Genomic DNA, 20,286 nt, shown 5'->3' with positions numbered 1-20,286 from the left:
AGCCTCTGCCGTTTTCGGCTTGATGGATGTAAGGATCGGGTATGCCTCACCGCTTGATGCTCCTTGATACGGCCTCGCTCTACTTTCGTGCCTTCTTCGGTGTCCCCGATTCGATCCGCCGTGCCGATGGCACCCCGGTAAACGCCGTCCGCGGCCTGCTCGACATGATCGCGCGCCTCACCTCCGACTTGGGGGCGACGCACGTGGTGGCGTGCTGGGACGACGACTGGCGGCCGAAGTGGCGTGTGGATCTCATCCCGACATACAAGTCGCATCGGGTGGCGGAGTCGGTCGAGGGCGCGCCCGACGTCGAAGTGGTGCCGGAGGCGCTTCAGGTACAGGTTCCCATGATCCGGCGGGTCCTCGGGATCGCGGGCATCGCCGTCGTCGGGGCCGCTGCGCATGAGGCCGACGACGTGATCGGCACCTACGCCAGCCAGTCCGAGCTTCCGGTCGACGTCGTGACAGGGGACCGGGATCTATTCCAAGTGGTCGATGATGCCCGCCAGGTGCGCGTCATTTATACGGCGAGGGGCATGAAGAACCTTGAGGTGGTGACCGATGCCGTCGTCGTGGGCAAGTACCGGGTGCTGCCCGGGCAGTACGCCGATTTCGCCACGCTGCGCGGTGACGCCTCCGACGGGCTGCCGGGGGTGGCCGGCATAGGTGAAAAGACTGCGGCGTCCTTGCTCGCAACGTACGGCACGCTCGACGCGTTGTTGGCTGCCGCGCGGGATCCGGACAGCATGCTGTCCGCCCAGGTGAGGGCGAAACTCGCCGCTTCCGCCGATTATCTCGCGGCTGCGCCCGCCGTCGTGAACGTTGTGCGCGACCTCGCCCTTCCCACGCTCGAGGAGGCGGGAGCGAAGCTGCGCCCCGTCGTCGGAGACTCGCGCATCGAACTTGAGCGTCTCGCTAAGGATTGGAATCTCGGCGGCTCGGTGAAGCGATTGCTTGATGCCCTCCCTTGAGGGTGAGCGCTGCGAGTGCGAGCATTTCGAGCCCGGTCCAGGCGAGCGTGCCGCCCCAGATTTCAGGGGAGAAGCTCAGGGCTCCGTCGTGGAGCGCCACGCCGGCGAAGTACGGGGCCCAGAATAAGACGGGGGAGAGGCTCATCGCGGTTATGAGCCGTGCGTGGCGGTCCGGGGCGGGCCGTACTATGGCCCACAGCGCTCCGACGAGGACGGCCCCGGCGACTGCCGCCGGAATGAGCCAGGGATCGCGCAATGCGACCATGATCTGCAGGGCCACGGAGGGCAGCAGCGCCATGGCCGCCGGCACCGCGGCATGAAGACGCCACCGCAGCGACAGCAACAACACAGGCGCGAAAAGCACCGCCGTTGAGACAAAGAACGATCCCAACGAGACGATGATGGACGACGACGTCGGCACGGTCACTGCGGCCCGGCCGCCGGCGGCGGAGGTGTATGTCTGGATGAGCCCGTGGCGGGCGAAGACCGCGAATTCCTGCAGGATGAATGCCGCAACCATGCCGGCGAGCATGGCGCTCACGACGGCGGGTATCAGCCGCGGCCAGGACCGCCCGGGCGAGAGCCACGCCGAGGAGAACGGCGCGCCGAGGATGAGGAAGCCGCCTGTGGCCAAGCCCAGATGGGACGGGCTAAACAGCGCCTTGACGCCCTGCTCGATGCCGAACACCGAATGCCAGGCGAAGTCCGCCATCCCTGAGATGAGGAACAGGATGACCCCGGCCGCCGCGGCCCCGTAGCCGGCGGGTATCGCTGTGGTCCACCGTGTGCCCGGAGTGTGGCGGCGCCACGTCAGGGCGGCGATCCAGAGGGCGCAGGCCGCGAAGCCTGAATAGAGGATCGCGTGCCACGGGGTGAGGAACGTTTCGAGGTCGGGGAGGTTGTTGTGCGCCCAGCCGTCGACATAGGTTCCGGTGAGGAGCCAAACCCCGGCCGCGAGGGTGATGGTGTCTTCGACGGCAGTAGTGGGGCGATGGGCTGACTTCGGCATCGCAAAAGCGTGGGCAGCTGTGGCGTCCATAGCTCCACAGTAGGTCCCGCCGCCCTTCACGGCGAGAGGTGAACCGAGGGAAAGTTCCCCGGAAAAACCTTCCATTCAGGCGCGGAACGGCGGCACTATGAATGAAGCAGAACCCGTCTAACGATGGAAGGGAGAGGGCAGGATGGAGCCGAGATCCCGACCACATCCGAGATTCCCTGGATGGGAAGTTGGGCCCGTGGCGGTCGGACTGGGCTTGCTCGCCCACCTGGTCTCAGGGGGCGTGTCTCCGGGAGTTCCGGTGCTGATTGCCTTGACCGCACTCCTGAGCATGTGCGCTTCGCTGCTCGCCCGGATCAACCTGCCGGCTTGGCTGTTGCTGGTTCTTTGCGGCGTAGCCCAGCAGGTTCTGCATCTGGCATTCGAGCGGCTTTCCGGCACCTTCCCGATTGTCGCGCCTGCCCAACATCAGCACACGGCGACCGGTTTGCCGCCTGGGCAGCTGACCGCGACCCCCTTGGCGGCGTCGGGGCACTCACCGGACCTGATGCTGGACACGCACGTTGCGGCAGCCTTGTTGACAGCGCTCATCGTCGCCCGGACGGACATGTCGCTCGCCAGGGTATGGGCCCTGCTGCACCGCTAGGATGCGTCGCTGATCCCGGCCAGGAACCAGCGGGTGGAGCGCAGTTTCCGCTGTACATGGAAAGTGCGCAGTGCGGAGCCGGAGTTGAGGCGGGCCTGCAGCCGCCAATGCTCGACCGGTGCGGGGTCTTCGTGTCCGGTGGCGGCCGCGTCGCCGCGATCCTGCCAGCCTTCGTGGCCCAACCAGTGCACGGCGTCGGCGTCGGGATCCACGGCCCATATGGCGCCGTCATACCGGACGGCCAACGGGGTGCCGCCGGGGCTGAAGCGAACAGCGATCTCGTCAAGCGTGTGAATGGCCTCGGCAGTGAGCGTCATTGATGTGTTCTTTCCCGGGTTGTTCGGCGCGCCGTCGTCATGCGGTCTACGTGAGGGTTAGATCGGTTTTGTCCGCACTCTCTTAATCGCTTGGCACCCCGGAAAAGGTACGCCCGCAACAAAATAATCAGGCCATGGATGTGACAATGCCGGGGCCCCGGCGCGGGCCCCGGCACGTCCGGGTGTCGCCTGGTTGCGCTACTTGGCGGGCGTGACGGTGGCCTCGTAGGTGAGGATTTCGGTGCCGTTGCCTTCGTCGCCGTTGTCTGGAGCGACCTTCAAGGTGAGGTGGTTTCCCTCGGCGGTCATCTTAAACGGGTTGCGGGTGGCCACGTGCCCTGCCGTGGACCAGTGCTGGAACGGCACGTCGCGGATCACGCTGTGGGACTTGAGGCTCATCATCGCCATGCCGCCAAGTTCATAGGTGGCTCCGGTGCCGCCGGCCGCCGGGGTCTGCGGCAGGTTCGTGACGCCGCCGCAGAGCATCTGCGAGTTCGGGACGTACTGGCAGTCCTGGTAATCGATGAAATAGTTGGGGTTCTCCCACGTGGAGAGTTGCTTGCCCTGGAGGTCCCACTCCGCGAAACGGCGCGATCCCCAGGTATTGCCGACCAAGTGGCCCGTTTGCTTGTCCATCACGATGCCGCCGAAGTGGTCTTTGACCTCGAACTGCTTGTGGACGTCGAGTGTGTTCGCATCCACGCGGTAGATGATGGCGCTGCTGTTCGGCCGGTACTCGGCCACGGGGATCCAGACGTTGGTGCCGTCGAAGTCGATCCCGCCCGGGTGGTACATGTCGCCTTCGCCGAGAACGATGTCCTTTTGCAGGTTGCCGGCCTTGTCCATGACGAAAAGGTGGCCGATTCCCTTTCCAGGGGTACGGTCGAATCCGTTTTGCGGAGTCGGGTACTTCTTGGTCGGCTCGATGATCTGGACGGAGGAGAGAAAGATGTGGTCCTGGCTGTAGGCGATTCCCTCGGTGTGGAAGGTGGGGAAGTTCAGCTTCAGCTTGGAGGTCTGCTGCCAGTTAGTGTTCCGGTCAACACCGTTGAAGTCGTCGGCCAGGTCCGTGTTCGCTTCGCGGTGGCTGCCGGAGCCGGCGTTGTTGCCTTGTTCCTGGTCATTGTTGTCGGCGGCCTGGGCGACAGCGGTTCCGCCGATCGCGGACGCTGCCAAGATGACGGCGAGGGCGGCGGTGAGGATGCCTCGGTTGCGGTTCTTACGCATGGTGGAGCCTCTCAAAGGGTTGGGGGCCTTACAAGAGCTGTCAAAGTTACTTGGCGGTAATGAACGTCCGCCGGCGGGGTGATGAACGCCAGGTTGCGGCAGAGTGCACCTGCTCCTTTGGTCGCCGACCTTGCGGACGCCGGGCGTTGGAAGGGCTTTCTAGAATGCCGGCCGCCATGTCTCGACGGCGTCGTCGCCGACTGCAACGATCTCGCGCCAGCGGTCGAACACGGAGCATGGGTGGGAGATGCCCAGGTCAACGACATCGCCGACGCCGAGGCCTTCCGCCTGGTCCACGATGGCGTGGTGGTCGAAGAGGCGGGTCAGGACGGCGCTCTCGCCGGCCGAGAGGAGGGCCCCGTGACGGTACCGGGAGACGATGACCGGCAGGCCGGCGTCGTACGCCAATTCCCGCTTGCCCGCGTTCAGGACAACGCGCCCTGGCTCGGGGGCCGAGATAACGAGCGCCCGGACCACGACGGCGGCGGTGAGGCCGTGGACCGGCGAGACGTTTTGGTAGGTGCCGTGGTCGTGAACGACGTAGCAGCCTGAACGGAGCACGTTGACGGAGGTGCTGCGCGGCAGGAACGCCGCTGCGCGGTCTTGGAATGCCGAGCCGCCGTTGCTGAAGACGGGCAGGTCCACCTCGAAAACGGGGTGCAGTTCGTCGAAGATGTCCCGGGCCAGGCGGCAGTGCGAATCGATCCCGGCCAGGTTTTGATCCGTCCGGGTGTTCGGTGCCACGCCCTCATAAGCGCTGACACCGGCCAGCAGAAGGCCGCGGGCGGAACGGATCGCTGCAGCCAGGGGCTCGGCTTCGGCCTCGCTCCGGATCCCGGTGCGGCCGCCGGGGGTTCCGACGTCGATCAGTACGTTCAGCAGCCGGGGCGAGACTTCGAACACCTCGGCCATGGCCTGCACGCCCGCCGCCGAATCGGCCAGGCAGTAGATTTCCAGCTCCGGAGAGGCTGCCAGCCGGGCACGCAGCTCCTCCAGGTGGCCATGGAACAGCACCTCGTTCGCAATGATGATCCGGGCGGCACCCCACTCGATGGCCTGAACGGCCTGCCCGGTCGTGGCGACGGTGACGCCCCAGGAGCCGGGCAACTGGCGGCGGACAATCTCTGCCGTCATGGTGGTCTTGATGTGCGGGGCAAGCACCATGCCGTGCTCGCGTGTCCACGCCTCTTTGATGCCGATATTGCGCTCGACGGCGGCAACGTCCAGGAGCATCTGAGGCAAAGTGGACACAGGGAGGGCGGGGTCAAAGTGTGGCATGCCTTGCGGTTCTTTCGCGACGTTCTGGAAGCTGGATACCCGGAGATCCTATCCGGGTTCACTAACCAGAGGACCACGAAGAGGGTGCCGCGAATGTCAGGTAGTGGCCACTCGGGCGGTCGCAGGTCGGAGTGGGTATGGTCTTTCTCGTGTCAGTCCGTGTCAACGTCCAGACAGTTCGCCCGCGTGTGCTGGCGGCCGTCCGGCGCGAGGTGGCGCCGGACGAAGTCGGCTCGGCCTGGGGACCCGCGATCGGGCAGGTCTGGGACTTCATCCGCGGCCAGCCGGGACTCTGGACAGGGGGCCACAACATCTTCGTCTACCATCACCCGGACAAGCCCGGCGCGCCGGTTCTGTGTGACTTTGGAGTCGAAGTCACGCGGACCTTTGATGCGACGGGCGAGGTCTACGCGACCTACACGCCTGGAGGCGAGGCTGCCGTGGCGGTCCACCATGGTCCGTACCACCGGATGAACGAGGCATACAAAGCCATTGACGAATGGATGGCCGCGAATCATCGGGATTCCGCAGGGCACTCCTGGGAGATCTACGGGGATCCGACGCCTGATCCGGCCGATACTGAAACGATGATCGTGCACCTGTTGTCCCCGGAACGCGCCGCGGCGGTCAGGGGGTGAGGGGACCTTGCAGAAGGCGGCCGGCCAGGGCTTTGTCGCCGTCGATGAAAGCTGTCTCCGCGAGGTTCGCGCGGCCCCAGAGTCCCAGGTACATGACGTCGGGCGGGGCGGTGATGGAGGCTTCCGGTCCCCGTTGCCCAAGTTTCCAGCTCCGGGCTCCGGGCACGTGGAAGGTCACTGCTCCCTCCGGCTCAGGCGTCCGCCCCAGCAGGAATTGTCGCGGAGCGAGCATGGCCAGGATTTCGTCGATCCCGTCGAGCAGGAAGTCGTCCGCGAAGTAAGGGTCTTCCACTCCTGATGCTTGACAGGCGTCGATGAGGTGGACGGCGTGCTCATGTGCCTGGCGGCGGCGCCAGAACCCGGCTTTGCGCGGAGGCGGGCCGAAGTTCCAGCACGGCTCTTCGGGATCGAGCGCCGACATGGCCGCGAGGAAGGGGCCCGCGCCGTCGAGGAACCACGTTTCGGCCCCCGTGGCAGGCGGTGCGGCTTGCTCGACGAACTTGCCCGAGCGGACTATGCCCGCCGCCCAACGCTCGATTGACCCCAGATGCCCGAGGAGATCCGCCAGGGTCCAGTCGGGACACGCAGGGACGGGGCGCGCCAAAATATCCCCAGGCTGGCGTGCGAGCACGCAGAGGCGCTCTAGGCTGCTTGCCAACTCAGGGAGATAGCGGTCCGACGACATAAGCCGAGCATAATATGCCAGGTCGCTTCCCTGAATTCAGCGGCACAGCCCCCATTTAGGAAGCAAGCTTACTATTGTGGGAGTATGCCGGACATCAATGACTGGACGACTCCGCGGCTGCTTTCGACTGCCGCGCGGCTGGTTGAGCATGCCTGGAACGAAGAGCTTGCCGTCCTGGGCCTGACCCACGCGGGGTTCATCGCGCTGGAAGTCCTCGAGGCAGAAGGGCCCATGGTGCAGGCCCGGCTTTCCGCCAGGGTCCAGGTGCGCGCGCAGACCATGGGGCAGACACTTTCGAGGCTGGAGGCCCACGGGCACATCACCCGCGAACGCAGTCAGGCGGACGGGCGCTCGCAGCGGGTGGCGGTTTCGGAGCCGGGCAAGGCGGCCCTTGCCCAGGCCCGGGCGCTTCGCCGGAACCTGACCCCGGGGGCAGGAATCGACGTGGAGCGGCTGCGTGAGAAGCTGGTGGCCGTCATCCGCAGGCTCGGGCCTGCTCGATGGGGGGATGAAGCGACCGGCAGCGCGTCAACGGCACCAAACAAGGAGCTGACCGGGCAGGGCTAGTACGCCGGTGGGGGCTGGCGGATGCCCCGCACCTCAAGCAGGCGAGGGCCTGAGCCGCCGTCGTCTCAGGACCGTGGCAACCGTAATGAGTACGACGACGGCGCCGAGGCCCAGGCGCGCCGTCGGCTGGCCGTAGGGTTCGGCGCCGGTGAAATACATGAGGGCCAGCACCGGAGCGATGGCGGTGAACTCGTAGCGACGGCTCAACACCACGAATGGAAGCAGCAGCAGTGCGTACCAGGGGTAGCTGGGCGAGACGATCAGCAGCGTTCCTCCGACCATCAGCACTTGCCCGTCCCACGGCCGGGCGGCATTGGTGGTCCGCCATACATAAAAAGCCAGTCCGAGCAGGAGCGCCAGTGCGGCCGGTCCCGCCCAACTGGCCGGGAGCACCAGCTTCAGGAGGGTGAAGCGCGGGCTCTCCTGTCCGTCGTACCCCTCCGAACGAAGATATTCGGGCAGATAGCCCAGGACGGCCCAACCGCTGGCGAGGACATACGGCACATACGCCAGGGCAAACGTTGCCACGGCGGCGGCGAAGAAACGGAACGGGCGCCGATACAGCAGGGCCGGGGCGCTGATGGCAGGAATCAGCTTCGTGGCCACTGCCGCGCCGAAGGCCGCTCCGGAAGCCAGGGTGCGCCCGCCCGCCAGCAGAAGCGCCGCCGCCAGTGCCAGGGCGGTGCCCAACGCATCCACATGCGCACCGTTGATGGCTTCAAAGGCCACCAGCGGAGACCATGCCCACCATACGGCTTGGTGCGCTGGCCTTCCGGTGCGGCGCAGGAACGCCAGCAATGCCACCGTAATTCCGGTGCTGAGCAGGAGCCCTGCCAGTTGGAAGGCGATGAACCCCACGTCTGAGCCAGGGATCAGCCGCACGGCCAGGAAATAGAGCTCCGCTACCGCAGGGTAGACGGTTGGCACGGCCGGCCTGTTGATTGCCGTGCACAGGGTGCTTCCGCCGGGAATGTTGGAAGTGGTCTCTGTGCCGGTCGGGAAGGGGTTGGCATGGCAGGTGCCGTCCGGCCCGGCGTCCTGGAAAAGCCAGGCCGGCCGCAGGGTCCGCAGCGCCTCGTCGGCCGGGACGTGGGCGTAAGGCGAAATCCCGGCTTTCTGGACAATGCCGTCCCACGCATAGCGTGCGGAGTCGTTGCTAGTGGCCGGCGGTGCCACGATGGCCGCCGCTCCCACCAAGAGGGAGCCGAGGAGCACGACGGCAGCCGCGTACCGTGCCGGGATCCGGCGCGCCACAAGCGCGGCCGGGAGGAAGACAAGCCAAGCTGCCAGCGTGCCAAGGGGGGACACCCATTCGGCGGTCGGATCGGTGGTGACGGTCCACCAGACCACGGCGGCGAGCAGAGCCGCCAAAGCCAGCGCTACCGCGGCGGCCCCGGTATTGGTTGGTTCGCTCACCCTTTGATCCTGCACCACTTGCAGGGCGGTGGGCCATCGATCGATGGGACCGTTTGTCTTTCGTAAGGTCTGGACCGGGACGACGGGCGGGTGTTGGTGGTGTGATCAGGGTATGGACAGATTGACCTCTTTCCTCCAGCAGCGGATGGAAGCGGTGAATGGACGGTTCTCCTCGCCTTTGCGTAGCAGGCGGCTGACGGTGGTGCTGGGCCGTTGGCTCGGCCTTGCTTTCACGGTGTGCTTCTTGACCGGGCTGTTCAGCCACCTTCTGCAGGATCCGCCGGGCTGGATGCTTTTTCTCACCCGTCCCGTGTGGCTGTACGTGGCAACGCAGGGCATCCATGTCACCACGGGGATCGCTTCCATTCCGCTCCTGGTAGCCAAACTCTGGTCGGTGTATCCCGAACTCTTGCGCTGGCCGCCGCTCAAATCCGTGGTGCACGGCCTGGAACGGGCCTCGATCGCGCTCTTTGTGGCATCTTCGCTGGTGGAAGTCACCATCGGCTTGCTCAACACCTTCCAGTGGTACCCCTGGCCGTTTTCGTTCAGGGATGTGCACTATTGGCTCGCCTGGGTCATCATCGGATCCTTGGCGCTTCACATCGCCGTCAAGATGCCCCTCATCCTGGCCCATTGGAGCCGTCGATCGGACGAGGCCGCTATAGCCGCGGACACGGACGGGGGAGTGCCGGACAGCGCAACGGTTCCGGCGCCCACGAAGGCCGGAAGAGGGCACAATTGGAGCCGCAGGGGGTTTCTGGCGGCAATCACCGCCGGCACCGGCGTCGTCGTCTTGACCACGGCGGGCCAGTCCTTCGCCTGGTTGTCGGGCCTGAACGTTTTCGCGCCGCGCCGAATGGATACCGGCCCGCAGGCCGTCCCCATCAACAGGACCGCCGCCCAAGCCGGCGTGGCGGACGCTGCGCTCGCCTCCGAGTGGGTGCTGACCGTTTCCTCGGGAACCGTGCAGAAGACGTTCACTCTGCCACAGCTCGCGGCCCTTCCGCAGTACAGTTACGGACTGCCCATCGCCTGCGTGGAAGGCTGGAGCCAAGGAGCCCAATGGCGCGGTGTCCGGATCAGGGACCTGATGGCAACAGTGGGCGCACCGGCTGATGCCGAGTTGCAGATTTCCAGCATGGAGAAAGGCGGAGTCTACGGGCGCTCCTTCATGCCCGCGGCGTACAGCCAGGACGAGCAGACATTGCTGGCACTGGAACTCAACGGCAAACCCCTGGACCTGGACCACGGTTATCCGGCACGGATCATCGCCCCCGGCCGTCCCGGAGTCCTGCAGACCAAATGGGTCCACAAAGTGGAGGTGATCTGATGCGCTTGCACTGGGTGGGCCCGTCGGGTTCCGGTCAACGCAAGACTGTCTGGTGGGTGCGTGCAACCTTGGGCGCACTGGGACTGGCGGCCCTCGGCTATGCCCTCTTCGGGTTCCTGGCCAATGTGCCGCCTGTGCAGCTGATCGGTGTGGTGGCCTGGCTTGCCGTGGCCTTGTTGGTGCACGACGGCGTGTTGGTTCCGTTGACAACGTTGGCCGGCGGCGGGTTGTCGAGATTGACGTACGGGCTTGGCCCTGGTCTGCAGGGGGTCGTGCGCGGGGCCCTTTTGGTGGGAGCCTTGGTGACGCTGGTGGCGGCCCCGCTGATTCGCGCCCAGCAAGTCCTCGAGCCAAGCGGGCCGGGCAGCGGCGCCAACGGCACGGTATTGCAGGGCGATTATGCGCTGGCCCTGGGGGTTTTCTGGCTGGTCCTCGTGGCGGCCGCGGCGGTTGTTGTTGCCGCCGTCGGACTGTTCGGCCGCCGTTCCAAGGTCAGCGCCGTTCCAAAGTCAGAAAGACCCGGCCCTGAACGGTCCGGGTAGCCACGGCATCCAGCCCAGCCCGCTCGGCGTGGAAGGCGAGCGCCTTCGCACCGGCCCGGGCCCACGGAAAGGCCGCGCTGGCACGTCCGTCTGAATCCTCCAGTACCGCCGAATAGGCCACATCGAGGAGATCCGCGGGTTCGGCCTCCGCCAACACTTGGCCTTCCGGTGCCAGCAATGAGGCAACCCGTTCCAAGAGCACCCGGATGTTTCCGCCGATGCCGATGTTGCCATCCAGCAACAAGGCTGAACCCCAGCCCCGCTCGTGCGGGACGGAGTCGAAGATGGAGCCAAGGATGGCCGCACCGCCACGTTCGGCGACCAGTTTCACCGCGGCCGGGCTTGAATCGATCCCCATCGACGCCAGTCCCAGTTCGCGCGCGGCCGCCAGCATCCGGCCCGGGCCACAACCCACGTCGAGAACGGGACCACGGAGGGTGCGAAGCAGTTCCCGTTCGCCTGCTGTGGCGGGCCCGGACCAGCCGATCGTGTTGAAGTGGACCGGCCCGATGGACTCCTGCAACTCCGATTCGGGGCGTAATGTCAGGCGCCCCAGGCCGCGGGACAGGTTACGGGCGTAGGGCTCGGAGCCGCCCTGTCCAAAATAGCCCTGTCCAAAAAAGCCGCCCTGTCGAAAAGAGCCCTGTCCAAAACGGCCCCGTCGAAACAGGGCACCCGTGCGGGCGCCCGCAACAAGAACATCTGACCGGGGGTGGGGACCCATGGGGACTGCCTCGATGCTCATCGCACCGAACTCCGTGCAGTGGGCGCGGCCGGGGAGGGCACCAGCCCGGGTGGCATCCCCGCCTCCGGCACTCCCGCGCTCAGGCGCTCCACTGCGAGGGCAAACCGGGTTCCGCTGCATTCCCGCGCCGCGGCCATCGCATCGGCAAAGTAGTCCACATCGCTCAGCACCGGCAAAAGCCCCACGTCCAGGCCGGCGCCGGCCAGCCGGGCCAGTTGCTGCGCTCCGGTCTGAGGGGTGGACATGCCCACCCCTCGGAGCAGGCCGCCGTCGGGCCGGTACAGGCCCAACGCCCAGAAACCGCCGTCCGACGCCGGGCCGAACCACGCCCCGCGGCGCGGCACTGATCCGGGGCTCGCCCAGTCCGACAGCAGCGGGGCCAGGTGCTCCCGGCATAGCTGGGGCGTGTCCATGCCCAGAATCAGCAAGGGTCCTGCAGTGAGCGAACAGATTGCCGCCAGCCGCTCGTCCAGGCCACCGGCCCCTTGGTCGGATACCTCAAAACCGGACGCGTCCGCGGGACGCGGCGTGCCGTCGAACACGAGCAATCGCCTGCGCGCGGGAAGGGACCGCACGGTTTCCAGCGTCTGGCTCAGGCAGGTCTGGGCCAAAGCAGCTGCCTGCCCGGGGGTGAGCGGGGGATTGAGACGCGTCTTGACCCTGCCGGGGCGGCATTCCTTGGCAATGACGGCAATGGTGAGGTTCACGGCGTCGCTCCTTGGGCATCGGCTGGCGGCCGCTCGGCTTCCGGCCCGCTCTTCGCCACCGGAAGCCGGCTGGACCCGGCTGCCAGCTGGGTTCCCATGTCGATGAGTGCCGTGACGGTTCCGCGGATGGTCCCCGTGACCTTGGACTTCCCTAGGCGCGGAGCATAGTCCACCGGGACCTCCGTGATGCGCCAACCGTCCCGGTGCGCTTTGAGGAACATTTCCAGCGGGTAGCCGCTGCGTCGGTCCCTGAGGTCCAGGCCGAGGAGTGCGCCGCGCCGGGCCACGCGGAGTGGGCCGAGGTCAGTGACAGGGACACCCGTCAGCCTGCGCAACCGCCGGCTGAGGGCCAGGTTCGCCAGACGGGCGTGGAGCGGCCACGCTCCGCGGGCAGGACGCCGGGCACCCAACACCAGATCGGCATGGCCAGCACGCACGAGCTCAATCATCGGCGCCAGCTGGGCGGGGTCCAATGAACCGTCGCAATCGCAGAAGGCCACGAACTCCGCGCTGGCCGCGAGCAGTCCGGCATGGGCTGCCGCGCCAAACCCGCGCCTAGGTTCGTTGACGACACGGGCCCCCAGACTGGCGGCCAGGGCGCCGGAGCCGTCGGTTGATCCGTTGTCCACGACGATCGCGCGGTATCCGGGCGGCAAAGCTCCCAGTACCTTGGGAAGGGCCGAACGTTCGTTGAGGCACGGCAGCACCACATCCACGAGTGCGGCGGGCGGACGGTCGTCGCTTTGTTGTTTCTCCACCCTTTGACCGTAGGATCCACAGGTCCGGCGCGACAGGCGGAATTCCTTACGGAACCGGGACGTTTGCCCTCCGGCCGCCTAGCCCTGATCGCCGCGTAGCGGTGCGGCGGCGAACTCCCGCATTCCGTCCGCAAAACCATGGCTGGGCACCCAACCCAGCTCGTCCCGGGCCCGTGCCGAGCTGGCGGTGATGTGTCTGACATCGCCTAGGCGGAACTCTCCGGTGACCACAGGGTCGGGCCCCCCGCACGCAGAACTTAGGATCGCCGCCATCTGTCCCACGGTGTGGACCTCCGAAGCGCCGATGTTGTACGCCCTGAGGCTGCCTGATGCGATCCGGCCGCCCAGCACCGCGTCAATGGCCAACAAATTCGCGTCGGCGACGTCCGCGACGTGGACGAAACTGCGGCGTTGGCCCCCGTCCTCGAACACCCGGACTGCCTCTCCCCGGGCCAGGGCGGAGCGGAACAGGCTGGCCACGCCCGCATAGGGGGTGTTCTTGGGCATCCGCGGGCCGTAGACGTTGTGATACCGGAGGGCGACGGCGGTGCCCCGGGTTGAGCGCGCCCACGCCGCAGCGAGGTTCTCCTGGGCCACTTTGGAGGCGGCATAAACGTTGCGCGGATCCATGGGCGCGCCTTCGCCGACCAGCGCGGGCAGCAGCAACTCGCCGGTGGCAGGATCCCGGGGGTCGAAGATTCCGCGTTCCAGGTCCTCGACCCGACGAGGACCGGGGCGCACCGGGGCGCCGGCCGAGTTGGTGTAGGCGCCCTCACCGTAGACCACCATGGAGGAAGCGAGGACCAGCTTGTCGACCCCTGTAGCTGCCATGCCTGCGAGAAGCACGGCTGTCGCCAGATCATTGTTGCGGACGTAGTCAGGCGCGTCGAAGAAGTCCACACCGAGGCCCACTTTGGCGCTCTGGTGGACGACGACGTCGACTCCCGCGAGCGCTTCCGCCACGGCGGCCGGGTCTGCGACGTCGCCCGCCAGGATGGGCACGCCCGGAATTTCCGGCGGGCGATGAGGGTGCACCGCCGGATCCAGTGAATCCAGGATCCGGACCTCCCAGCCCCGTGCCACGGCGGCTTCGACGACATGGCTGCCTATGAAGCCGGCCCCGCCGGTGACCAGAATCCTCACGGTCCTGTCCGTTCCGTGGCGGGACGGACAGCACCGGACGCGCCCATCACGGTCGACACCGCTGCCGCCGGCATGAGCGCCATCCGCCACTGCCCGTCGTCGTCCCCCGGCTCAGCGCGGGCCAGCCCCGCGGACGCTGTCCGCACCGCGTCGGCCAACACCGCGAGGATCCGGGGCTGCGCCGCCGCCAGGCGGCCCAGCACCAGTTCGGCGGTCACGGGCTCGGAGCCGTCGTGCCCGGTGTCGGCGTCGGTGACGAACGCCAGTGCGGCGAAGTGCATGTTCAACTCCGCTGCCAGCATCGGTTCCGGGTACTGGGTCATGCTGATCAGGTGCGCCCCGGCTTGAACCAGGGCCGCCGACTCGGCCTTGGTGGAGAACCTCGGACCATTGATGACTGCCACCGTGCCCGCCCCGCTGAAGGCTTCGCCACGGCGTTCCAAGGCCGCGACAAGTGCCGCCCGCAACGGGGTGCTGAAGGGCTCGGGGGCCGGCAGGTGCTGAACCCCCGTGGGCAGCGAACCGTCGTAGAAGGTGTCGGCCCGTCCCCAGGTCCTGTCCAGCAGCTGATCCGGCACGGCAAAAGTACCGGTTCCGTGGCTGGAAACCAGTCCGCCCACAGCCGCGGAGGAAATAACGGCTTCTACTCCCAGGCTCTTCAGGGCCCACAGGTTGGCGCGGTAGTTGATCTGCTGCGGGGCAACATTGTGCCCGCGTCCGTGCCGGCTCAGGAAGGCGACCACGGCGCTTTCCCCTGCGGCGCCTTCGCCGTCGGAGGCGTCCGGTTCGGTGAGCCGGGCGATCGTGACGATACTGGAGGGCGGCCCGAACGGCGTCGGGATGTCCAGCGTGTCGAGCACCACGGCGCCGGGCAGCTTGTAAAGCCCGGTGCCTCCTATGATCGCAATCCGTGCGCGATGTTCTGCTTGGTGTTCCGGGAGCACTGACATGACCCCATCATCCCAATGCCGGCCCGTGCCGTCCCGGATGGAATCCTTACGTGTCCGGAACGACGCCGTCACCAGCCGCCGCGCGTGGGCGTATGTCCCTTCCGGGCGTCGTCGGGCATGGCCATCTCGGCCCGCAGGCCCAGGAGCCGGATCGGACGGCCTGCCTCGATTCCGGCGGCGAGGTCCAGGGCCTTGGCAAGGATTTCGTTCGGGTCAAAGGTCTCCGGAATCTTCCTCCCCTGGGTCGTGGTCAGGAACGGCGCGTACCGGACCTTCAAAGTCAGGCCGACGACGGGCCTGCCTTCGGCCGCAACATCCTCAAGGACACGCGCCGCCAGCTCCCTCACCGCATCCTCCACCTCGAGCGGATCACTCAGGTCGTGCTGGAAGGTGGTCTCCCGGCTATGTCCGCGGGCAACCCACGGCGTTTCGTCCACAACGCTCGCGCCGTCGCCGCGTCCGAGCTGCGCGTACCACGGACCCATCTTGGGGCCGAACTCCGGGACCAAGTCCCGGGGATCGGACGCCGCAAGTTCGGCCACCGTGTTGATGCCGAGCTTGGCCAGCCGGCCCGATACCCTGGGGCCGACGCCCCACAGTTCCTTGGTAGGGCGGCCGCCCATGACGTCGAGCCAGTTCGCGGCGGTGAGGCGGAAGACACCGGCGGGCTTGCCGAACCCGGTGGCGACCTTGGCGCGGACCAAGGTGTCGCCGATGCCCACACTGCAATGCAGCCGCGTTCGTTCCAGGACAGCGGCCTGTACCAGCCGGGCGTAGGCTTCAGGGTCATCCGTCTGGACGCCTACGAAGGCTTCATCCCAACCCAGCACCTGCACCGTGGCGCCGGGCCGGGAGCGGAGGGTATCCATGACCGTTTCGGACGCCGCCAAGTAGGCCTCATGATCGACGGGCAGTATGACGGCGTCCGGCACTTTCCGGGCCGCAACGCGCAGGGGCATGCCGGAACCCACGCCGTAGGCCCTGGCCTCGTAGGACGCAGTGGACACGACAGCCCGTTCCGTGGGGTCTCCTCGACCGCCGACAATGATCGGCTTGCCCGCAAGCTCCGGCCGGCGGAGCACTTCGACCGCTGCGATGAACTGGTCGAGATCAACATGCAGCACCCACGGGATTCCGCCCGCGCCGCGGCTTGAGTCCACCCCGATGGTTCCCACACGCCCATTTTTCGGCGAGCGTTGCGGGAAGGCAAGAGGCCGTGCGAAAGCTGGGGATTCGCCGGATGCGGCTCGCCGTTGTGTCAATTCCTGCCCGGGGCTAGCATTGCGGCCACGGGATCCCGGCTGCCCTTGCCCGAGGGCCGGGGACCGACGTCGATCAAACTCGAGGAGAAGGTCATGGGCGAGACACCTGCGGACGGGCCATCAGCGGACCTCATGGTCGATCTGATCATTTCCCTGGACGGGTATGCCTCGGCGCGCGGATGGCCTGGCTGGTGGGGCCTGGAGGGGCCGGAATACTTGGCTTGGCTTCAGCAGGAGGGCAAGAAGGGCTACACCCTCCTTCTCGGGGCCAACACCTACCGTCTGATGTCCCGGATGTCGGAGGAGGCCGAGGCCCAAGGCTCGGGATTCTCCGAAGATGAGGGGGCTGCGCTGACGGGCCTGGCTGCAGTACCCAAGGTGGTCTTCTCGTCCACGCTGCAGGCGCCCCTGTCGTGGCCGAACTCGGAGCTCGTCACCGGGGACGCGGTCCATGCCGTGGCCGGGATGAAGCGGACCAGGACCGGGACCTTGAGCACTCTCGGGAGCCTGAGCTTGTGCCGGTCGTTGCTGACGGCGGGACTTGTGGACAGGTTCCGGTTGGTCGTTTTCCCGGTGATCACGGGAAGGACTGGACAGGAGCGGATTTACGACGGCTATCCGGACGTCGCACTCGAGATGGTGGAAAGCAAGACCTTCGATGGCCGGCTCCAGCTGCTCGAGTATGTCCCCACCGTGCTCAAGGGCGTCCCAGGCGCCGGTCCGTTGTGAGCAGGGAAATGGAGTATGTCAATCCGGAAGGGTGCCACACTCAACTTTCGACGTCGTCCACGTCCGGCGGGTGCGGCGCCGCATGCCTGGCCCGGGCTGCCGGCTCAATGGAGTCAACGGCATAGGGTTTGGCAGCCGAACGCCGCAGCGGGCGACGCAAGCGCACTTGGTAAGCACCACTCCGGAATTTGACGCGCGGATCCATCTGGATCACCAGGAGGGGCTCCTGGCGGGAGGCGTCCACCCGGAGGAGCACTCCGTGCCGAAGTCCATCGACGAGCAGCGGGGTGGCCCGCTCAACGGCGGTCTGCATGAGTAGATGCTGGTATTTCGGGCCCGCAGCCAAGAACAGGACTCCATGGGAGAAACCGACCACCCGGAGAGGGATAACGGTTTCACCCTGTCGCGTAGGCCCGGGTTCTTTGTCGTGTTCCTTTGGGCGGGAACCAGTCGCTGATTTCAGGTATCGATCGCATTCAGGGCACCTGGTGCGCATTCCCACGTCGGCCAAACGGGTTACCAGAAGCCCCCTGGGGGCGCTGTTCCACTTGTCGGCGACGACCTGGCACCACGCGGGGTGGTACTCCTCGCCGTTCTTCATCACGTAGACCTGGTCTGCGCCGAGGAGGGGTTTACCCTCGCGACGGGCGGCCGGTTCGACAGGTTTGAGGACGCCAAGGCCTTTGGCGTCCGCGCGGACAGCGTTGCCGCTCTTGAGGTACGTGCGGAGCCATGGAGTGGGCGGTCTTTTTGGGGTAGGAATTTCGGGGCCTTCCTGTGCGGGGACTGTACCTTCCCTCGGTTCCCCCGGTACTAGCTTGATGGCTTTTCACGGAAGTCGCCAGTCCGGCCGGGCTACCCGCCACCAGAGGATTCGGCCCTTTGACTTTTCCCTTAGGGGAAGGTGCGAAGGTGAAAAGCATGGCAAACAACAAGGAAGTCACTGACGCGTCCTTCGACGCCGAGGTGCTGAAGTCAGCCAAACCCGTCGTCGTGGCATTCTGGGCGAATTGGTCCGGACCCTGGGCCAGGCTCAATCCGGTCCTGGAACAGCTCGCGGCCGACCATGCCGACAAAATCGACGTCGTAAAAGTCAATGTCGATGAGAATCCGGAAACCGCCGCTGCCTTCGGGATCAGCTCCGTTCCGTCGGTGTACCTGTTCAAGGACGGCGAGCCAAGAATCTCGGTGATCGGCGCCGGGGCGAAGCGGTACTTCGAGACGGAATTCGCCGAATATTTGCGCTAGGCCCTGCTTCATCCCCTCAGCGCCTTGCCCTACAGTGGGAGGGTCAATGGGGAGACGGGGTACATGGTGCGAATCGGTGAAGCCGCCCAGGCGGCGGGTATGACGAGTAAGGCCTTGAGGTTCTACGAAGCGCATGGGTTGCTGCCGGCCCCAAAGCGGACTGCCAACGGATACCGGGATTACACGAGCGAAACGATCAGCAGGCTCGACTTCATTCGCCGCGGCCGCGCCGCAGGACTCGCCTTGGCACAAATCAAGGAGATCCTGCTTCTTCGGGATGCGGGCCAGGCGCCTTGCACCCAGGTGCGCGACCTTCTGGCCAACCAGTTGGCAGACCTCGACGCGCAGATCGCCGAACTCGTCGCCTTGCGGGCCACCGTCGCCGACTACCATGCCGTAGTGGCTGTTGCGGACCCGGCAGCTTGCGACGCCGCCCGGATCTGCAGCTACATCTGACTCCCGCCCCGCCGCGCTGTTCTCAGCTCCCGGACGCCTTCGCTGCTTTGATGGCGGCCTTGGCGGCTTGTTTGTTGGCGCGCACTTTTCCCAGTGATTCCGGATCCACGATGTCGGCAACAGAAAGGAACGCGTTCTCCTGGCCGTAGGCGCCCGCGGCCTCACGCCAACCGGGTGCCTGGAGTCCGCGCTGCTTGCCGAGCAGTGCCAGGAAGATCTTGGCCTTTTGCTCCCCAAAGCCGGGCAGGTTTTTCAACCTGCGGAGCACTTCCTGGCCGTCGGGGTCATCCCGGGTCCAGATCGCCGTTGCGTCTCCGTCCCAATCGCGCTGGACAACTGCGGCCAGGTCCTGGACGCGGCTCGCCATCGAGCCGGGGAAACGGTGGACGGACGGACGTTCCTTGAACACCTCGACGAAGCCGGCCGGGTCGTACTCGGCGATTGCGGCAGGAGACATGGTTCCGATGCGGGTGCGGATCTTTTCGGGCCCGGCAAAGGCAGACTCCATGGTGACCTGCTGGTCCAGCAACATGCCGATGAGAAGCGCGAAGGCGTTGTCGCTGAGCAAGTGGTCGGCGGCCGGGTCGCCGGTAATGTGCAGTTCCATGCGCCCATCCTCCCACTTGCGTTGCCGAAAAGGTCGGTCAAGCGGCAAACCCCGCGGGTGCAGCACCGTGGATCTCAGTGCGTGGCAGCGGGTGTCTGGCATTCCTAGGACCAGGAGGGCCACCCGCCGGCGCCGGTTTTGGCCTAGTGTCGGTCGGAGAGCGCAGAGCTGAATCGAGGGAGTAACGATGAGAATCGCAGTGACGGGTGGAACCGGAAAACTGGGCCGGCACGTGGTCCGCCGGTTGAACGCGGACGGGCATCAGGTGTTGAACCTGGACCGCGCGGGCGAAAGGAGCCCGGGTCTCGCGATCGTCGACCTGCGCGACTATGGCCAGGTCCTGGATGTGTTCCTGGGGCTGGACGACCGGCACAGTGGCTTCGACGCCGTCGTGCATCTCGGGGCGATCCCGGCACCTGGCATCGTCCCGGACGTTGCGACGTTCCATAACAACATGCTTTCGACGTACAACGTGTTCCAGGCGGCCCGACGGGCCGGCATCAAGATGGTTGTCTACGCCTCAAGCGAGACGGTGCTGGGTCTGCCGTTCGACGTCGACCCGCCCTACATCCCGGTGGATGAGGAATACCGTGCGCGGCCGGAAAGCACCTATTCCCTCGTAAAGCATCTCGAGGAACAGATGGCCATCGAGCTGACGCGCTGGGACCCTGAGCTCAGCATCGTGGGGCTTCGGTTCTCCAATGTCATGGATCCGGAAGACTACGAACGGTTTCCATCCTTCGACTCCGACGCCCGGCTGCGCAAGTGGAACCTGTGGGGTTACATCGACGGCCGGGACGGTGCGCAGGCGGTGGCGCGGGCACTTGAAAACGGCAAGCCCGGATTCGAAGCATTTATCATCGCGAACGCGGACACCGTCATGAGCCGCTCCAGCGCCAGCCTTGCTGCGGAGGTCTTCCCCGACGTGAAGATCACGAAGGAACTGGGAGAGCACGAGACCATGCTCTCCATCGACAAGGCCAAGCGATTGCTGGGCTTCGAGCCCGAACACACGTGGCGCACCTACCATTCGAACCGAACCACCCCCGTCGAGGATTGAGGAACAT

Annotated in this window: 24 protein-coding genes; 10 read left to right on the top strand and 14 right to left on the bottom strand. The window is 66.3% G+C overall.

Annotated elements, in window-relative coordinates:
- Positions 1 to 41 precede the first annotated feature (41 nt).
- A complete protein-coding gene (locus tag L0B83_RS15995) occupies positions 42 to 971 on the top strand; it encodes a 5'-3' exonuclease (RefSeq protein ID WP_234759544.1) in 930 nt (309 codons plus the stop codon).
- On the opposite strand, the gene L0B83_RS15990 is transcribed toward L0B83_RS15995, so the two are convergent.
- A complete protein-coding gene (locus L0B83_RS15990; protein ID WP_234759543.1) occupies positions 916 to 2,010 on the bottom strand; it encodes a hypothetical protein in 1,095 nt (364 codons plus the stop codon). The genes L0B83_RS15995 and L0B83_RS15990 overlap by 56 nt on opposite strands.
- Positions 2,011 to 2,206: 196 nt before the next feature.
- Between L0B83_RS15990 and L0B83_RS15985 the strand changes: the two genes are divergently transcribed.
- Positions 2,207 to 2,614, top strand: a complete 408-nt coding sequence (locus L0B83_RS15985; RefSeq protein ID WP_234759542.1) for a hypothetical protein — start codon at positions 2,207 to 2,209, stop codon at positions 2,612 to 2,614.
- Here the strand turns inward: L0B83_RS15985 and L0B83_RS15980 are convergent.
- From L0B83_RS15980 to L0B83_RS15970, 3 genes are all read right to left on the bottom strand, one after another.
- On the bottom strand, positions 2,611 to 2,931 hold the full coding sequence (locus tag L0B83_RS15980) for a hypothetical protein (RefSeq protein ID WP_234759541.1): 321 nt from the start codon (positions 2,929 to 2,931) through the stop codon (positions 2,611 to 2,613). The two genes, L0B83_RS15985 and L0B83_RS15980, sit on opposite strands and share 4 nt — an antisense overlap.
- Before the next feature lie 198 nt (positions 2,932 to 3,129).
- On the bottom strand, positions 3,130 to 4,158 hold the full coding sequence (locus L0B83_RS15975) for a DUF6454 family protein (RefSeq protein ID WP_234759540.1): 1,029 nt from the start codon (positions 4,156 to 4,158) through the stop codon (positions 3,130 to 3,132).
- A 159-nt stretch (positions 4,159 to 4,317) separates the two neighbouring features.
- Positions 4,318 to 5,436, bottom strand: coding sequence for an alanine racemase (locus L0B83_RS15970; protein WP_234759539.1), 1,119 nt, complete (start codon positions 5,434 to 5,436; stop codon positions 4,318 to 4,320).
- Between the two features lie 149 nt (positions 5,437 to 5,585).
- Here L0B83_RS15970 and L0B83_RS15965 point away from each other — a divergent pair, with 149 nt between their 5' ends.
- Positions 5,586 to 6,074, top strand: a complete 489-nt coding sequence (locus L0B83_RS15965) for a GyrI-like domain-containing protein (protein ID WP_234759538.1) — start codon at positions 5,586 to 5,588, stop codon at positions 6,072 to 6,074.
- Here the strand turns inward: L0B83_RS15965 and L0B83_RS15960 are convergent.
- On the bottom strand, positions 6,064 to 6,759 hold the full coding sequence (locus L0B83_RS15960) for a maleylpyruvate isomerase family mycothiol-dependent enzyme (RefSeq protein ID WP_234759537.1): 696 nt from the start codon (positions 6,757 to 6,759) through the stop codon (positions 6,064 to 6,066). The two genes, L0B83_RS15965 and L0B83_RS15960, sit on opposite strands and share 11 nt — an antisense overlap.
- Positions 6,760 to 6,843: 84 nt before the next feature.
- Here L0B83_RS15960 and L0B83_RS15955 point away from each other — a divergent pair, with 84 nt between their 5' ends.
- Complete coding sequence (locus L0B83_RS15955; RefSeq protein WP_234759536.1) at positions 6,844 to 7,326, top strand: MarR family winged helix-turn-helix transcriptional regulator; 483 nt, start codon at positions 6,844 to 6,846, stop codon at positions 7,324 to 7,326.
- Between the two features lie 33 nt (positions 7,327 to 7,359).
- Here the strand turns inward: L0B83_RS15955 and L0B83_RS15950 are convergent, their stop codons facing one another.
- A complete protein-coding gene (locus L0B83_RS15950) occupies positions 7,360 to 8,742 on the bottom strand; it encodes a glycosyltransferase 87 family protein (protein WP_234759535.1) in 1,383 nt (460 codons plus the stop codon).
- A 112-nt stretch (positions 8,743 to 8,854) separates the two neighbouring features.
- Here L0B83_RS15950 and L0B83_RS15945 point away from each other — a divergent pair, with 112 nt between their 5' ends.
- Together L0B83_RS15945 and L0B83_RS15940 are read left to right on the top strand one after the other, a co-directional pair.
- Positions 8,855 to 10,072 (top strand): molybdopterin-dependent oxidoreductase, encoded by a 1,218-nt coding sequence (locus L0B83_RS15945; protein WP_234759534.1) that lies wholly within the window; start codon positions 8,855 to 8,857, stop codon positions 10,070 to 10,072.
- On the top strand, positions 10,072 to 10,614 hold the full coding sequence (locus tag L0B83_RS15940; RefSeq protein WP_234759533.1) for a hypothetical protein: 543 nt from the start codon (positions 10,072 to 10,074) through the stop codon (positions 10,612 to 10,614). Before L0B83_RS15945 ends, L0B83_RS15940 begins: the two co-directional genes overlap by 1 nt.
- Here L0B83_RS15940 and L0B83_RS15935 read toward each other — a convergent pair.
- The 6 genes from L0B83_RS15935 to L0B83_RS15910 form a co-directional block, all read right to left on the bottom strand.
- Positions 10,565 to 11,359: a methyltransferase domain-containing protein gene (locus L0B83_RS15935; protein WP_234759532.1), complete on the bottom strand. Its 795-nt coding sequence runs from the start codon at positions 11,357 to 11,359 to the stop codon at positions 10,565 to 10,567. The two genes, L0B83_RS15940 and L0B83_RS15935, sit on opposite strands and share 50 nt — an antisense overlap.
- Complete coding sequence (locus L0B83_RS15930; RefSeq protein ID WP_234759531.1) at positions 11,356 to 12,066, bottom strand: TIGR04282 family arsenosugar biosynthesis glycosyltransferase; 711 nt, start codon at positions 12,064 to 12,066, stop codon at positions 11,356 to 11,358. Before L0B83_RS15930 ends, L0B83_RS15935 begins: the two co-directional genes overlap by 4 nt.
- The gene (locus tag L0B83_RS15925) at positions 12,063 to 12,824 is read right to left on the bottom strand and encodes a glycosyltransferase family 2 protein (RefSeq protein WP_308194007.1); all 762 of its coding nucleotides are present in this window, start codon (positions 12,822 to 12,824) and stop codon (positions 12,063 to 12,065) included. The genes L0B83_RS15930 and L0B83_RS15925 overlap by 4 nt, the downstream gene beginning before the upstream one ends.
- A 78-nt stretch (positions 12,825 to 12,902) precedes the next feature.
- Positions 12,903 to 13,967: an NAD-dependent epimerase/dehydratase family protein gene (locus L0B83_RS15920; protein WP_234759530.1), complete on the bottom strand. Its 1,065-nt coding sequence runs from the start codon at positions 13,965 to 13,967 to the stop codon at positions 12,903 to 12,905.
- Positions 13,964 to 14,917 (bottom strand): MTAP family purine nucleoside phosphorylase, encoded by a 954-nt coding sequence (locus L0B83_RS15915; protein ID WP_234759529.1) that lies wholly within the window; start codon positions 14,915 to 14,917, stop codon positions 13,964 to 13,966. Before L0B83_RS15915 ends, L0B83_RS15920 begins: the two co-directional genes overlap by 4 nt.
- 68 nt (positions 14,918 to 14,985) lie before the next feature.
- On the bottom strand, positions 14,986 to 16,092 hold the full coding sequence (locus L0B83_RS15910) for a DNA polymerase IV (protein WP_443627144.1): 1,107 nt from the start codon (positions 16,090 to 16,092) through the stop codon (positions 14,986 to 14,988).
- Positions 16,093 to 16,272: 180 nt separating this feature from the next.
- Here L0B83_RS15910 and L0B83_RS15905 point away from each other — a divergent pair, with 180 nt between their 5' ends.
- Complete coding sequence (locus tag L0B83_RS15905; RefSeq protein WP_234759528.1) at positions 16,273 to 16,908, top strand: dihydrofolate reductase family protein; 636 nt, start codon at positions 16,273 to 16,275, stop codon at positions 16,906 to 16,908.
- A gap of 40 nt (positions 16,909 to 16,948) precedes the next feature.
- On the opposite strand, the gene L0B83_RS15900 is transcribed toward L0B83_RS15905, so the two are convergent.
- Complete coding sequence (locus L0B83_RS15900; RefSeq protein WP_234759527.1) at positions 16,949 to 17,221, bottom strand: hypothetical protein; 273 nt, start codon at positions 17,219 to 17,221, stop codon at positions 16,949 to 16,951.
- A 608-nt stretch (positions 17,222 to 17,829) separates the two neighbouring features.
- Between L0B83_RS15900 and L0B83_RS15895 the strand changes: the two genes are divergently transcribed.
- Together L0B83_RS15895 and L0B83_RS15890 are read left to right on the top strand one after the other, a co-directional pair.
- Positions 17,830 to 18,156, top strand: a complete 327-nt coding sequence (locus L0B83_RS15895) for a thioredoxin family protein (RefSeq protein ID WP_234759526.1) — start codon at positions 17,830 to 17,832, stop codon at positions 18,154 to 18,156.
- Positions 18,157 to 18,222: 66 nt separating this feature from the next.
- Positions 18,223 to 18,612 carry a heavy metal-responsive transcriptional regulator gene (locus L0B83_RS15890; RefSeq protein WP_234759573.1) on the top strand — a complete coding sequence of 130 codons (390 nt, stop codon included), beginning with the start codon at positions 18,223 to 18,225 and terminating at the stop codon, positions 18,610 to 18,612.
- A 22-nt stretch (positions 18,613 to 18,634) separates the two neighbouring features.
- Here the strand turns inward: L0B83_RS15890 and L0B83_RS15885 are convergent, their stop codons facing one another.
- A complete protein-coding gene (locus L0B83_RS15885; protein ID WP_234759525.1) occupies positions 18,635 to 19,219 on the bottom strand; it encodes an HhH-GPD-type base excision DNA repair protein in 585 nt (194 codons plus the stop codon).
- A 187-nt stretch (positions 19,220 to 19,406) separates the two neighbouring features.
- Here L0B83_RS15885 and L0B83_RS15880 point away from each other — a divergent pair, with 187 nt between their 5' ends.
- Positions 19,407 to 20,279 (top strand): NAD-dependent epimerase/dehydratase family protein, encoded by an 873-nt coding sequence (locus L0B83_RS15880; protein WP_234759524.1) that lies wholly within the window; start codon positions 19,407 to 19,409, stop codon positions 20,277 to 20,279.
- The last annotated feature ends 7 nt before the right edge of the window (positions 20,280 to 20,286 follow it).

The sequence above is a fragment of the Arthrobacter alkaliphilus genome, assembly GCF_021483235.1.
In the GTDB taxonomy this organism is placed as follows: domain Bacteria; phylum Actinomycetota; class Actinomycetes; order Actinomycetales; family Micrococcaceae; genus Arthrobacter; species Arthrobacter alkaliphilus.
The sequence above is the reverse complement of the archived record's forward strand: the minus strand, read 5'-3'. Positions and strand labels throughout refer to the sequence as shown.

Bases quoted from the DNA above. Each gene is read 5' to 3' on its own strand.
- L0B83_RS15995 (WP_234759544.1), top strand. From the start codon at position 42: ATGCCTCACCGCTTGATGCTCCTTGATACGGCCTCGCTCTACTTTCGT.
- L0B83_RS15990 (WP_234759543.1), bottom strand. From the start codon at position 2,010: ATGGACGCCACAGCTGCCCACGCTTTTGCGATGCCGAAGTCAGCCCAT.
- L0B83_RS15980 (WP_234759541.1), bottom strand. From the start codon at position 2,931: ATGACGCTCACTGCCGAGGCCATTCACACGCTTGACGAGATCGCTGTT.
- L0B83_RS15975 (WP_234759540.1), bottom strand. From the start codon at position 4,158: ATGCGTAAGAACCGCAACCGAGGCATCCTCACCGCCGCCCTCGCCGTC.
- L0B83_RS15970 (WP_234759539.1), bottom strand. From the start codon at position 5,436: ATGCCACACTTTGACCCCGCCCTCCCTGTGTCCACTTTGCCTCAGATG.
- L0B83_RS15960 (WP_234759537.1), bottom strand. From the start codon at position 6,759: ATGTCGTCGGACCGCTATCTCCCTGAGTTGGCAAGCAGCCTAGAGCGC.
- L0B83_RS15955 (WP_234759536.1), top strand. From the start codon at position 6,844: ATGCCGGACATCAATGACTGGACGACTCCGCGGCTGCTTTCGACTGCC.
- L0B83_RS15945 (WP_234759534.1), top strand. From the start codon at position 8,855: ATGGACAGATTGACCTCTTTCCTCCAGCAGCGGATGGAAGCGGTGAAT.
- L0B83_RS15940 (WP_234759533.1), top strand. From the start codon at position 10,072: ATGCGCTTGCACTGGGTGGGCCCGTCGGGTTCCGGTCAACGCAAGACT.
- L0B83_RS15935 (WP_234759532.1), bottom strand. From the start codon at position 11,359: ATGAGCATCGAGGCAGTCCCCATGGGTCCCCACCCCCGGTCAGATGTT.
- L0B83_RS15915 (WP_234759529.1), bottom strand. From the start codon at position 14,917: ATGTCAGTGCTCCCGGAACACCAAGCAGAACATCGCGCACGGATTGCG.
- L0B83_RS15905 (WP_234759528.1), top strand. From the start codon at position 16,273: ATGGGCGAGACACCTGCGGACGGGCCATCAGCGGACCTCATGGTCGAT.
- L0B83_RS15900 (WP_234759527.1), bottom strand. From the start codon at position 17,221: ATGCAGACCGCCGTTGAGCGGGCCACCCCGCTGCTCGTCGATGGACTT.
- L0B83_RS15895 (WP_234759526.1), top strand. From the start codon at position 17,830: ATGGCAAACAACAAGGAAGTCACTGACGCGTCCTTCGACGCCGAGGTG.
- L0B83_RS15885 (WP_234759525.1), bottom strand. From the start codon at position 19,219: ATGGAACTGCACATTACCGGCGACCCGGCCGCCGACCACTTGCTCAGC.
- L0B83_RS15880 (WP_234759524.1), top strand. From the start codon at position 19,407: ATGAGAATCGCAGTGACGGGTGGAACCGGAAAACTGGGCCGGCACGTG.